Source organism: Solimonas soli DSM 21787, from assembly GCF_000474945.1.
GTDB lineage: Bacteria > Pseudomonadota > Gammaproteobacteria > Nevskiales > Nevskiaceae > Solimonas > Solimonas soli.
Window position 1 is genome coordinate 325,217 of the sequence record NZ_AXDW01000001.1, and the last position, 12,953, is coordinate 338,169.

The 12,953-nt window shown below is 67.0% G+C and carries 10 protein-coding genes; 6 read left to right on the top strand and 4 right to left on the bottom strand.

Features of this window, described 5'->3' with window-relative positions; genetic code table 11:
* Positions 1-46: 46 nt before the first annotated feature.
* The 4 genes from nirD to K344_RS24755 all read right to left on the bottom strand — a co-directional run bounded on the left by nirD (position 47) and on the right by K344_RS24755 (position 7,362).
* Positions 47-1,642 carry a nitrite reductase small subunit NirD gene (gene nirD / locus K344_RS0101560; RefSeq protein WP_028079200.1) on the bottom strand — a complete coding sequence of 532 codons (1,596 nt, stop codon included), beginning with the start codon at positions 1,640-1,642 and terminating at the stop codon, positions 47-49.
* Positions 1,642-4,215 (bottom strand): nitrite reductase large subunit NirB, encoded by a 2,574-nt coding sequence (gene nirB, locus K344_RS0101565; RefSeq protein ID WP_028079201.1) that lies wholly within the window; start codon positions 4,213-4,215, stop codon positions 1,642-1,644. The genes nirD and nirB overlap by 1 nt, the downstream gene beginning before the upstream one ends.
* Before the next feature lie 52 nt (positions 4,216-4,267).
* Complete coding sequence (locus K344_RS0101570) at positions 4,268-5,623, bottom strand: MFS transporter (RefSeq protein ID WP_043113455.1); 1,356 nt, start codon at positions 5,621-5,623, stop codon at positions 4,268-4,270.
* 332 nt (positions 5,624-5,955) lie between these two features.
* Positions 5,956-7,362, bottom strand: coding sequence for an OmpA family protein (locus tag K344_RS24755; protein ID WP_211234444.1), 1,407 nt, complete (start codon positions 7,360-7,362; stop codon positions 5,956-5,958).
* A gap of 831 nt (positions 7,363-8,193) precedes the next feature.
* Between K344_RS24755 and K344_RS0101580 the strand changes: the two genes are divergently transcribed.
* From K344_RS0101580 to K344_RS0101605, 6 genes are all read left to right on the top strand, one after another.
* A complete protein-coding gene (locus K344_RS0101580; protein ID WP_028079203.1) occupies positions 8,194-9,246 on the top strand; it encodes a DUF3034 family protein in 1,053 nt (350 codons plus the stop codon).
* Between the two features lie 42 nt (positions 9,247-9,288).
* Entirely contained in the window at positions 9,289-9,759 is a 471-nt protein-coding gene (locus tag K344_RS0101585; RefSeq protein ID WP_028079204.1) for a group I truncated hemoglobin, read from the top strand.
* Positions 9,760-10,073: 314 nt separating this feature from the next.
* The gene (locus K344_RS0101590; protein WP_245586064.1) at positions 10,074-10,589 is read left to right on the top strand and encodes an FMN-binding protein; all 516 of its coding nucleotides are present in this window, start codon (positions 10,074-10,076) and stop codon (positions 10,587-10,589) included.
* Between the two features lie 26 nt (positions 10,590-10,615).
* The gene (locus K344_RS0101595) at positions 10,616-11,482 is read left to right on the top strand and encodes a PepSY-associated TM helix domain-containing protein (RefSeq protein ID WP_169729222.1); all 867 of its coding nucleotides are present in this window, start codon (positions 10,616-10,618) and stop codon (positions 11,480-11,482) included.
* A 110-nt stretch (positions 11,483-11,592) separates the two neighbouring features.
* Complete coding sequence (locus tag K344_RS0101600; protein WP_028079207.1) at positions 11,593-11,880, top strand: EF-hand domain-containing protein; 288 nt, start codon at positions 11,593-11,595, stop codon at positions 11,878-11,880.
* A gap of 67 nt (positions 11,881-11,947) precedes the next feature.
* A complete protein-coding gene (locus K344_RS0101605; RefSeq protein ID WP_245586065.1) occupies positions 11,948-12,949 on the top strand; it encodes an FAD:protein FMN transferase in 1,002 nt (333 codons plus the stop codon).
* The last annotated feature ends 4 nt before the right edge of the window (positions 12,950-12,953 follow it).

Sequence of the window (12,953 nt, forward strand, 5' to 3'; positions counted from 1 at the left end):
GCGAGAGCGGCGGGCGTGGTGGATCGGTGTACGGTTCATGGCCCGATCAGGCGCGCAGCGCGAATTCGCGGCCGAACAGCAGGCGATTGCGGAAGCGGCTGACGTCGGTGCCGTCGCTGATCAGCTCGAAATACCAGGCGCCGTCGCGCGTGTCGCCGTACAGCACCGCGCCGACCACGCGGTGATCGCGCAGGATCAGCCGCTTGTAGACGCCGCGCTGCGCGTCGTGCAGCACCAGGTCCTCGGTGCCCTCGCCGCCGTCGAACTCGCCGGCCGAGAACACCTCGATGCCGGCGACCTTGAGCTGCGTCGAAATCTGCGAGCCGCGATAGCGCATGTGGCCGCGCTCGGCGAGCTGCGCCGCGCAAACGTAGGCCTGGCCCCACAGCGGATCGACGAGGCCGTAGGTGCGGCCGCGGTGCTGCACGCATTCGCCGACCGCGTAGATGCGCGGATCGAAGGTCTGCATGGTGTCGTTGACCAGCACGCCGCGATCGGTGCGCAGGCCGATGCTCTGCGCGAGCTCGATGTTCGGCCGGATGCCGACCGCCATGACCACCAGATCGGCATCGAGCACGCGACCGTCGGCCAGCTGCACGCCGCTGACGCGCCCGGCGGATTCCGGCCCGCCGAGGATCGCGTCGGTCTTGGCATTGAGATGAATCTTCATGCCGCGCGATTCGAGCTTGGCCTTGAGCAGCGCCGCGGCCGGCGCGTCGAGCTGGCGCTCCATCAGGCGATCGACCAGATGCACGATCTCGACCTGCATGCCGCGCTTGGCCAGACCGTGCGCGGCTTCGAGGCCGAGCAGGCCGCCGCCGATGACGACGGCGCGGCGATGCGTGCTGGCGATCGCCAGCATGGTGTCGACGTCGTCGAGATCGCGGAAGGTCGTCACACCTTCGAGATCGCGGCCCGGCAGCGGCAGCACGATCGGGTTCGAGCCGGTCGCCAGCAGCAGGCGGTCGTAGCGGGTCGTCTGGCCGGACTGCGAGCGCACGGTGCGCCGCGGGCGGTCGATGGCGACGACCGGGTCGCCGGCGTGGAAGGCAATGCCGCGCTCGGCGTACCACTGCGGCGCGTGCAGCATGATGTCGGCAGCCTTCTTCTCGCCGGCCAGTACCGGCGACAGCAGGATGCGGTTGTAGTTGCCGTGCGTCTCGGCGCCGAACACCTCGATCTCGTAGAGATCGGGCGCCGCCTCGATCAGCTCCTCGACGACGCGCATGCCGGCCATGCCGTTGCCGACGACGACCAGGCGCATGCGCTCGCGCTGCTTGGGCGCCGGCACATAGGTGCGCAGCGGTGCGGGATCGACCCAGACCATGCCGTCGGCGACGCGGGTCGCGTAGGCCTGCACGTTGTTGGTGGCGTCCTCGAGGCAGCGGCCGGTGGCAAGGCTGAAGTGCTGCTTGTAGATCGGCGAGGCGACCACGCGCTCGCCCTGCAGATCGCCGACCAGGCCGCGCGACAGCACGTTGGCGCCTGAGAACGGGTCGCGGTTGTCGATCGCGTAGATGCGGTCGTCGGCGCGCATGCGGAACACGGCGATCTGGCGGCCGCCGACGAGGGCCGCGACGCCGGTGTCCGGCACGATGTCGTCGATCGCGCAGACCGGCTGCCAGGTTGCGGAGGCGTTCATCATGTGTTCTCCGCGCCGGCCGCGGTGACCGGGATGCCCTTGAAGCTCGCGCGTTCCTCGTCGCGCGCCGGCCGGATCTGGCCGCGCTCCTCGACGAAGACCACGTGATCGTCGGCCGCGTCGCTGTTGACGAAGGTGCGGAAGCGCTTGAGCGTCTGCTCGTTCTCGATCGCCGTCTTCCACTCGTCCTGGTAGGTCGCGACGACCAGCGCCATCTCGGCCTCCAGCTCCGCGCCGATGCCGAGGCTGTCATGGACGATGACATCCTTCAGGTAGTCGAGGCCGCCTTCGAGATTGTCGCGCCACACGCTGGTGCGCTGCAGACGGTCCGCGGTGCGGATGTAGAACATCAGGAAGCGGTCAACGTAGCGGATCAGCGTCTCGCTGTCGAGATCGGCTGCCAGCAGTTCGGCATGGCGCGGCTTCATGCCGCCGTTGCCGCAGACGTAGAGATTCCAGCCCTTCTCGGTGGCGATGATGCCGACATCCTTGCCCTGCGCCTCGGCGCACTCGCGCGTGCAGCCGGACACCGCGAATTTCAGCTTGTGCGGCGAGCGCAGGCCCTTGTAGCGGTTTTCGAGGTCGATCGCGAAACCGACCGAATCCTGCACGCCGTAGCGGCACCAGGTGCTGCCGACGCAGGACTTCACCGTGCGCAGCGCCTTGCCGTAGGCATGGCCCGACTCGAAGCCGGCCTCGATCAGCTCGCGCCAGATCGCCGGCAGCTGGTGCACCTGGGCGCCGAACAGGTCGATGCGCTGGCCGCCGGTGATCTTCGTGTACAGCCCGTACTTCTTGGCGACCGCGCCGATGGCGATCAGCTTGTCCGGCGTGATCTCGCCGCCGGGCACGCGCGGCACGACGGAGTACGTGCCGTTCTTCTGGATATTGGCGAGGTAATAGTCGTTCGAGTCCTGCAGCGCGGCGTGCTCCTTCTGCAGGACGAAAGCGTTCCAGCAGCTCGCCAGGATCGAGCCGACGGTCGGTTTGCAGATGTCGCAGCCGAGGCCGCGGCCGTACTTGTGCAGCACCTGCCCGAACGATTCGAGCTTGCCGACCCGCACCAGGTGGTACAGCTCCTGGCGCGAATACGGGAAGTGCTCGCAGAGATGGTTGTTGACGGTGACGCCCTGGCGCTTCAGCTCCGCCTTGAGCACTTGCGTGACCAGCGGCGCGCAGCCGCCGCAGGTGGTCGCCGCCTTCGTGCTCTTCTTCAGCGCCGCCAGCGTCGTGCAGCCGCTGGCGATCGAATCGCACAGCGCCTGCTTGGAAACGTTGTTGCAGGAGCAGATCTGCGCTGTCGCCGGCAACGCATCGACGCCGACGCCCGAGGACTTGGCCGCACCGGCGCCGGCCGCCAGCGGCAGGATCAGCGCCTCGGGCTGCTCGGGCAGCGCCAGGCCGTTGAGCATCATCTGCAGCAGGTCGCCGTACTCGGCGGCGTCGCCGACCAGCACCGCGCCGAGCAGGCGCTTGCGGTCCGCCGACACGACCAGCTTCTTGTAGACCTGTTTGACTTCGTCGGCGAACTGGTAGGACAGCGCCCCGGCGGTCGCGCCATGCGCATCGCCGATCGAGGCGACGTCGACGCCCATGAGCTTGAGCTTGGTGCTCATGTCGGCGCCGGTGAAGGCCAGCGCCGCATCGCCGGCGATGTGATCGGCGGCGACCCGCGCCATCTCGTAGCCGGGCGCGACCAGGCCGAAGATCTTGCCGTCCCACAGCGCACATTCGCCGATCGCGTAGATATCCGGATCGCTGGTGCGGCAGGCGTTGTCGACGACGATGCCGCCGCGCGGCCCGACTTCGAGGCCCGCCTGACGCGCCAGTTCGTCGCGCGGCCGGATGCCGGCCGAGAACACGATCATGTCGGCCTCGAGCTCGCTGCCATCGGCGAACTTCAGCTTGTGCTTCGCCCCGCCATTTGATGGATCGCCGTCGACGATCTCGGTCGTGCTCTTCTGCGTGTGCACGGTGACGCCGAGTTCCTCGATCTTGCGGCGCAGCAGCTTGCCGCCGCCGTCGTCGACCTGCACCGCCATCAGACGCGGCGCGAACTCGACGACGTGCGTCGTCAGGCCGAGGTCCTTCAAGGCTTTCGCCGCCTCGAGGCCGAGCAGGCCGCCGCCGATGACGACGCCGCTCCTGGAGCCCGCCGCCGCCGCACGCATCGCCTCGAGATCCTCGATGGTGCGGTAGACGAAGCAGCCCGCGCGCTCCTTGCCCGGAATCGGCGGCACGAAGGGGAACGAGCCGGTCGCCAGCACCAGCACGTCGTAAGGCACGTTCTCGCCGTCCGCCAGGGCCACGCTCTTTGCCGCACGATCGATCGCCGTGACCTTCGCCGACAGGCGCAGGTCGACACCGTAGGCCTCGGCGAAGTCGGGCCGCGCCAGCAGCAGATCATCGGCGCTGCGGCCGGAGAAGAAATCCGTCAGATGGACGCGGTCATAGGCGGGGCGCGGTTCCTCGGCGAGCACGGTCAGGGATAACTCGGGGCGCTCGACGAGCGCCTCGACCAGCTTGTGTCCGACCATGCCATGGCCGACAACGACGACTTTCCGGTGATTCATCTTCTTTATGGTTTTTGGCGTATGGCAAACGATGTCACGAACGACGGCGAACTCAGCCCGCTTCGAGCGCGGCACCCGCGGCGACGGCCGGCGTGCCGCCACGCTGGGCGATCGCCTCCTGATAGAGCTTTTCCTCGCGCGCCTTGTGCTCGGCGCTGAAGCGCACGGCGATCGCGCACAGCGAGGCCACGGTCACGAAGCCGCCGAGCAGCGCGAAGGTGTGTGCCACGTCGCCGGTGCCTTTGAGCACGAAGCCCGCGGCGACCGCACCGACGTTGCCGCCGGCACCGATGATGCCGGCCACGCCGCCGAGCGACTTGCGATCGATGAACGGCACCAGCGCGTAGGTCGCGCCGCAGGCCATGTGCGTGCAGAGACCGAAGGCGAGCATGGCGATCACCGCCATCGCCGCCGTCTCGGTGGTCGAGAACCACATCAGGCCCAGGCCCTCGCCGAGCATCAGCACGAACAGCAGCAGGGTGCGCGCATCGAGTCCCTTGATGCGGGCGACGCGGTCCGAAATGATGCCGCCGACGGCGCGGGCGAACAGCGCCAGCAGGCCGAAGCTGCCGGCGGCCATGCCGGCCGACTTGAGGTCGAGCTCGAACTTGTCGACGTAGTAGCTCGCCGCGACGCCGTGCACGAAGAGCTCGATGCCGAAGCAGCAGGCGTAGGTGACGAACAGCATCCACACGCGGTAGTTGGCGGCGGCGGCGGCGAAGACGGCCCAGCCGCCCTTCTTGCCGCTCTCGATCTCGATGCCCTGGGCGCGCAGGTCCCTGTAATTGCCTTCCGGGCAATCCTGCGTGTACTTCCAGTAGAGCCAGCCGACGACGAGCATGAGCACGCCCGGCACCAGCATCGCCACGCGCCAGCCCATGGTCTTTTCGATGCCGAAGCTCAGCACCGCGGCGAGCACCAGCGGCATGACGCTCTGCGTGACGCCGCCGCCGGCGTTGCCCCAACCCGCGGTCGCCGCGTTGGCGGTGCCGACCACGTTCGGCGCGAACATCACCGAGGTGTGGTACTGCGTGATGACGAAGCTGGCGCCGATGACGCCGATCGCCAGACGCATGACGAGGAAGCCCATGTAGCTGTGCATCAGGGCGATGCCGATCACCGGCACGGCGCCGAGCACCAGCAACAGCGTATAGACCAGGCGAGGACCGTACTTGTCGCAAAGCGGCCCGATGATGAGACGACCGAAGATGGTGACCGCCACCGCGGCGATCGTGATGTTGGCGAGCTGGTCCTTGTTGAGACCGAACTCTCCCTTGATGACCGGCATCAAGGGCGCGACGGCGAACCAGGCGAAGAAGCAGACGAAAAACGCCAGCCATGTCAGATGAAACGCGCGCATCTGCGGCGTCGCGAGGCTGAACAGACGGATCGAAGTGGCCTTCGACATAGACGAGCTCCCGAAGAATCAGAACAAGGGGGCGCGGGCGTCGTTGACCGCTCAGGACGATGCAGGGGATCTGCGATGATCCTGGTGTTCAAAAAGCAAAGCGCATGCCAGATGGCCTGACCGTTTCACAAAACGGTGCAAGCCTGTCTCTTCCTGCCTCGCAACGGCACACGGCACGGCAGGCCGCGCGTCAAGTGGTGGCTGCGGGCACCATCGAAGCTCGCCGCGCATCGCGATCGGGCATCGCGCGCACCGGCAGTGAACGCGACGCCAAAAGAACACCGCGCCGGATGCTCGATCCGGCGCGGTCAGCGGCGCTGCGTCTTCCGTCCTTACTGGACGATGATCTTGCCGGTCATCGTCGGGTGGATGGTACAGGCATAGGCATACTCGCCCGGCGCCGTGAACGTGCGCGACCAGCTCTTGCCCATCGCCAGGCGCGGACTCTGCTGGCCGTCCGCGAAGTGCACGATGTGGTTCGAGCCGTCATTGTTGACGAAGGTCACCGTCGTGCCGACCGCCACCGTCAGCGTGCCGGGTCCGAAAGCCATGTTCTCGATCGACACCGTCGAGCCGGTCGCCGGCGCGGCGGCCGCCGGTGCGGCTGCCGCCGCCGGTTCGGCCGCGGGCGCGGGTTCGGCCGCGGGCGCCGGCGCGGCCGGTGCATCGTAGGTCTGCGCTTTCGCGCCTTCCTGTTCGACCGTCACCGGACCCGCAGCGGCGTCGACCACTTTCAGCTCGACGCGGCGGTTGATCGCGCGCCCTTCATCGGTGGTGTTGTCGGCGATCGGCTGCGACTCGCCGAAGCCGTGCGAGGTCAGGCGCGCGACGGCGATGCCCTTCGACTGCAGATAGTCGCGAACCGATTTGGCGCGGCGCTCGGACAGTTTCTGGTTGTACGCGTCCGAACCCTTGCTGTCGGTATGACCGTCGATTTCGACCTTGATGTCGGGACGCTTGTTGAGCGCATCGACGACGAGATCGAGCAGGCCCTTGGCGTTGAGCGTCAGGCTCCACTTGTCGAACTCGAAGTTCACGCCGCGCAGCACGACCGTATCGCCGGTCTTGCAGCCACTGAGGTCGACGCCACCGTCGGTCATCGTGCAGGGCGCCGGCGGCGGGGGCGGCGGGGGCGGCGCCGGCAGCGGTTCGACGACGCGCACCGGCTCCGGCACCGGCTCCGGAACGACGAGCTTGCTGCGCGGCCCGAGCGGGATGCGCAGGCCGAGGTTGAACAGGGGTTCGTGGTAATGCCAGTCGGCATCGGTCTGCAGCAGCGCTTCCGCGCGCACCGCCCAGCCGCTGTCGTTGAGGCTGAAGTCCCAGCCGAGACCAGCATGGTAATAGGCCTTCTCGGTCGCCATGACGTCGGCATGGATGTAGGGGCCGCCGTACCAGGGGCCGAGGAAGAGGTTGGCGCCGAAGCCGCCGCCGCCGAGATCCTTGTCCTCGTAATCGCAGCGCAACAGCAGATTGCAGCTGTGGTCGCCGTCGCCCTTGTAGTTGAGATACATGCCGCGCAGCTCGACCTCAAGGCGATCGGACAGGCGATAGCCGAGGCCCAGCGTGCCGCCGATGCCGTCCTTGGTATGCCGATCGTCGTCGGCGATCGCGTACGACGCCATCGGCGCGATGTACGCGTCCTCGAGCCAGTCGGCACGTGCGGCGGCGCTGAACATCGTCGCGCCGGCCGCCAGTGTCAGCAGGCCCAGGCCATAACGGCGGTAATGCATAGTCATACGATCCCCTAATTTGTTGTTCTGGGAGTACTCCGGCGAAAGCGCCGGTCAACGGTGACACCACATAGCGATCGCCCTCGCCCAGACCACGCAAGCGATCAGCACGCAAAAAAAATCCACGCCAGACGCGAGGTCATGGCGTGGACGTCGTTGTCCATCGGCAGCGGGCGGCATTGCCCGCGGCGTTGTCGTACAGCGCAGAGAAACTCTCACATAAGTACAGCGCAGAGCAAGCGCCATGCCACGGTTGATGCATGGCGATAAGCGTCCGGAGCATGCGCGCACCGTGGCAAGGCGGGCACGAAGCGCACGGTGCTGCGCCAAAAATCTGCGCCAAGCTGGTTCGCGCGCACCACGTTCTGGCGCTGTAGGCTCGATCCTAAGTCGCGCGCGTCCACACCGACACCTCGCCGCGCACCGCCTTGAGGGACATGCGGCGAGCGCTTCGGCGCGCGCGCCGAAGCAAGCCAGGCATTGCACTCCTTAAGTTGTATGTAGCGTGAGCGGTCCCGCCATGCCCACGCCTCGGAGCGTCCTCCGCCGACATGCGGGCGCGATTCGCCGACGATTGGCACACGGCTTGCTTTAGGAAGCTCGTGAACCAGGGATTGGTTCATGAGACGTCATTCGGATCGGGCAAAGCCGCTCGCATCCATCGGACACCGAAGTCCACGTTGTTGGCGAGAGCCAGACAACGTGGGCTTTTTTTTTGGCTTTTTTCGGTGATCCGCGCGGGAACGAGGTCTTCGCCGTCTCGTACCCGATCCAAAAGCCGCATTGGCGGGAGTTCGTTCAAGACTTGCTATGTCATTCAAAAAAGGAGTTGGGGCAATGAAACGGGTACATATGCGCAGTCTGCGCATCCTGCAGTGTGCGGCTGTACTGGCAGCGGGGTTGGCCGTCAGCCAGGAGGCATCGGCCGATATCTACAACGACGGCAAGGTGCTGCTCACCGGTGGCGTGTTCACCGTCGACGGCGCGGGCGGTGGCGGTGCGGTGCCGTGGGCCACCATCAGCGGTTATGAAACGCGTGACGGCATCAACGGCAGCGCGGCGTTCACCTACGTCAACCTGCCGGCGCTGCAGGTGTCGTTCTACGGCGTCAACGTCGGCTTCTGGGATCGCTTCGAACTGTCGTACGTCGACAGCCGCCTGTCGCTGAACCTGCCGAACCTGCAGACCGTAGCGCTGGTCGCCAGCTTGGCCGACCTCGATATCGGCACGGAGCCGTGGAACTCCACCCTCGGCATGCAGACCTTCGGCGCCAAGCTGCGCCTGTTCGGCGACGCGGTCTACACCTCGGACAGCTGGATTCCGCAGGTTTCGATCGGCGGCCTGTACAAGAAGGACCGCAACGAAGATCTGGTGAAGACGCTGGGCGGCTACAAGACCAAGGACTACGAGATCTACCTCGCAGCCACCAAGATCTTTTTCCCGATCAGCACGCTCGTCAACGTCACCGCCCGCTACACCTCGGCGAACGAAGACGGCCTCACCGGTTTCGGCGCCTGCAAGAACAATGGCCTCGGCACCGGAGACTGCGACAACGATCGTGAACTTCGTTGGGAAGTGTCGATCGCGCATCTCGTGGCCAAGAACACCGCGATCGGCGGCGAGTGGCAGCAGCACGGCAACAACACGGGCGGCCAGAGCGTCAACATCAACGGCCTCAACCTGACCCCGATCGCCGGCGCGCTCGCCAATCTCGGCATCGATCTGGGCTCGGCGCTCAAGCAGAAGAACGAAGGCGACTGGTTCGACCTGTTCATGGCCTACGCGCCGAACAAGAACATCTCGTTCGTCGTCGCTTACCTGATGTTCGGCAACATTTCGGTGGCGCCGGACCAGAACGGCTTCTACTTCTCGACGCACCTGACGTTCTGATGCCGATCGCACAGGCACGGAACACTTTTGAAGGAGATTGATATGAAACGCATGAAGTCCCTGCTGGTCTCGGCCGTCGCCGGTGCGACGCTGCTCGCCGGCACGCAGATCGCCCAGGCCGGTGAGTCGAAGACCAACCCGATCATGGGCATTCCGAGCGCCGCCCTCGCCCGCTTCGGCGGCGAGTACGGTGTCCACAACTGGGTCGAGTCGCTGTTCTACTACATCATGCTCGACAACCGCATCAACTACATCTTCAAGGAGTTCGGCAACGTCGATCGGCAGATCGCGTTGAACACGCAGCTCGAGACGATGGTGCTGGGCGGTCCGAACGAGTACCAGGGCGCGAGCATGAGCGCGGCGCACGCCGATCTCGGCATCACGATGACGCAGTTCAACGCGGTGGTCGAAGCGGCCTACAACGCCTGCGAGCGCAACAACATCGCGTACTACACCTGCAACCACCTGATCGCCGCCCTGGCGCCGTTCACGCGTGTGATCGTCACGAAATAAGGCGCCGCTCGCGCGTCCAAAATGATTCGTATGTGCCGGTCGGGAGGATAAGCGGAAGCGGAAGGTGCGGCTCGAGCCTCAACGGGCTCGCACCTTCCGCTGCCCGTCGCGGCCGCGCACAACATTTCAGTTCCACCCACCCGCGAGAGTTCCACATGACAATTCATAAAGCGAAAAGCCGTAGCCGTTTGCCCGGCAAATTGTTGGCCGCCAAGCAGTCCGATTCATCCCCCGATTCCATCGATTTCCCAAAACCTCTGCCAGCGGAATCCGACAGAGGTTCTTTTCATTCCCGTCGCAACGTCCTGCGCGGCATGCTGGTGCTGCCGCTGCTCGGCCTCGCCACGCGCAAGGCGCAGGCCATGGTCGACGTCTACACGACGTACCAGACGCCGGATGCGTTCATCGCCGAAGCCTTCGCTCCCGGCGCCGCGCCGGCGCCGGCGGTGCTGAATCTCGATGCCGGCGCGCAGGCAAAGATCTCGGCCGTGTTCGGCCGCCCCTATCCGCAGGCCCGCCTGCGCTACTGGAAGGCGAACGGCCGCAGTGCCTGGATCTTCGACGACATCGGCAAGGAAGGTTACGTGCCGACCACCTGCGGTTTCGTCGTCGCCAACGGCGCGATCGAACACGCGCGCGTGCTGATCTACCGCGAGTCGCGCGGCCAGCAGGTCGCCGAGCCGAGCTTCCTGCAGCAGCTCATCGGCGCCAAGGCGGCCGGCAACGGCATCGACAAGAGAGTCGACAACATCTCCGGCGCGACGCTGTCCGTGAAGATGATGCAGCGCATGGCACGCACTGCCATCGCCTTCGACTCGCTCACGGCATGAGCGTCATGTCGTCCTTGGGCGCCGTCATGAAAGAAACGCACACGCCGCAGGTTCCGGCGGCGCGTCGCCAGCTGCTGCCGCGCCTGCGTCTCAAGCGCGCGCAGAAGCCGGCGGCGCCGCGGCCGACGAAGAACATCATCGCCGTGCTGCGCGAATGGCATTCGCGCGCCGGGCTCGTCGGCTTCGCGTTTCTGATCTGGCTGGCCTGCACGGGCGTACTGCTGACGCGCAGCAATGAGCTGGGGCTCGACACCGCGCGCGTCGACTGGCCCTGGCTGATGCGGATGTACGGCCTGCACGCGGAACCGCCGCAGGCGGGCTTTCGCGCCGGCGAGCACTGGGTGGCGTCGACCAACGACTACACCCTGCTCGACGGCAGGCCGCTCGCCACGCAGATCGCCGCGCCGCTCGGCGTCGTCGCCGGCGGCACGCCGCAGATGCCGATCGTCTACGTCGCCGGCCCGGCCAGCGTCGTCCTGCTGTCGCCGTCCGGCGAGCGCATCGACGAGCTGACGCCGCCGATCCTGCCGATCGGGACGGTGCGCCGCATCGGCACGCTGAAGCGCGATCCGCATGTGATCGCCGTGCAGGATCTCGACGCCTATCAGAGCGCCGACGAAGGCAACAGCTGGACCCCCGTTGCGCCGGGCGATGTCGACTGGGCGCAGAGCACTGCGCTGAGCGAGGCCGAGCAGCAGCAGACGCTGCCTTATGCGAAGCCCCGCATCATCGTCGAGCAGCTGCTGATCGACCTGCACAGCGGCCGCCTGTTCGGTCCGGTCGGCGCCTGGCTGATCACCATCATCGGCTTCGTGGCCGTGGCCCTGGCGATCAGCGGCATCTGGATGTGGTGGCGCATCCGCAAGAATCGCCGTCGTCTGACGGCGCGCTGAAGGGACAGCGCGTCGTCGGGGCGGACATGTTACGCGGGGACGGCTCGCGCGCCAGCTCGAGCCCATCCGCACCCGCAGTCTGACTGCTGCATATATAGGGAGCTTGAAACATGGAAACGTTGAAGTCGCTGTTCGCCGTCGCCACTCTCGCCTGCGCCGGCGTCGCCTCGGCCGCCACCCCGCTGCCGGGCCACAGCACCGATGCGCCGGGTTCGGGCGCCGTCGGTTCGCCGGACACCACGGCACCGGCCGGCGCGTTGTGGACCGACAAGAACGGCGACGGCATCATCCAGCGCGACGAGGTCACGCCGGGCTCGCAACTCGACAAGCGCTTCAATGCGCGCGACAAGAACCACGACGGCCAGCTGACGCAGGACGAGTACTATCCGCCGAAGTAAGCGGTTGCCGCGTCCCGGCGCAGCGGCGGCCCCAACGCCGCCGCTGCACCGCAGTTCTCCGCCGACGATGATCGAACCTATGGGCTGGCTGCGCCGGCCATCGCCTCTGCAGCGCCGTTTCCTGGCGATGGGCACCTTTGTCACCGTGACCGTGATGGTCGAACCGCGCGGCCGCGTCGCTGCCGAAGCGGCGATCAACGCGGTCGAACGGGAACTCGACGCTTTCGGCCGCGACGCCTGGGCCTGGGGCACGGGCGCGCTCGCACAGTTCAACCGTCGGCTTGCCGAGGGTTGCGAGGCACAGCTGCCTGCCGCCCTGCAGCCGCTCTTTGCACGCGCCTGGCAGATCCGCCAGCGCAGCGGCGGCCTGTTCGAGCCCCGCATCGGCGAGCTGGTGCGCCTCTGGGGTTTCGACGATCTGGCGCGCCTGCGCGACGAACCGCCGTCGAGCGCCGAAATCGATGCCCTGCTCGCCCGCCTGCGTGCCGCGCCGGACTACGGCGGCGGCAACTCCTACGGCCCCGCGCCGGGGGTCGCCTGGGATTTCGGCGGCATCGGCAAGGGCTGGATCGTCGACCGCATGCTCGAACAGCTGACGGCACGCGGCTACCACAACGCCAGCATCGACGCCGGCGGCAATCTCGCGGTGCGCGGTCGCCGCAACGAACGCGCCTGGCGCATCGGCATCCGCGATCCGCGCAGCACCGATACACCGAGCCTGCTGGCGACCATGGACGCGCATGACGAAGCGGTGATCACGCACGGCGACGATCAGCGCTACTTCGAACACCGCGGCACGCGCTACGCGCATCTGCTCGATCCGCGCAGCGGCTGGCCCTCGCAGGGCCTGCGCAGCCTCACGGTCGTGCATCCGGACGCCGGCTTCGCGGACGCCGCCGGCGGCGCGCTGTTCGTGGCGGGCGCCGACGGCTGGCGCATGATGGCGCAGCGCCTCGGCGTCACCCAGGTTCTGGTCCTGACCGAGCGCGGCGATCTGTTCGCGACCCGCCCCCTGGCCGCACGCCTGCGCGCGCAGCCCGAAATTCGCATACGCGCGGTCGGCACCTGAGCGC